At 45.4% G+C, this 282-nt stretch carries 1 pseudogene; it reads right to left on the reverse strand.

Annotated elements, in window-relative coordinates:
• Window positions 1-250 (reverse strand): annotated as a pseudogene (locus JUI58_RS00185) (Uma2 family endonuclease); the annotation flags it as partial.
• Window positions 251-282 lie beyond the last annotated feature (32 nt).

Here is a 282-nt window from a genome sequence, read left to right on the forward strand (position 1 = left end):
CTAATCCTTTCGCAATCAGGCGATCGCGCAACTCTTGCAATGTCCTCTGTACCTGTTCTTTTTCTTGTCGTTCCTCAATTTTCTGTCGTCGTTCCTCCATTTTTTCTCGTCGTTCCTCCATTTTTTCTCGTCGTTCCTCCATTTTCTGTCGTCGTTCCTCCATTTTTTCCCGTCGTTCCTCAATTCGTTCCCGTTCGGACTCATCTGGACTTCTTAAATACTCCCCAGTTTGGGGATTGAAAAAACGCATCTGACCATTGGGAAGTAAGCGCAGTTCTAACT

The organism is Spirulina sp. CCY15215 (assembly GCF_016888125.1).
Taxonomy (GTDB): Bacteria; Cyanobacteriota; Cyanobacteriia; order Cyanobacteriales; family Spirulinaceae; genus CCY15215.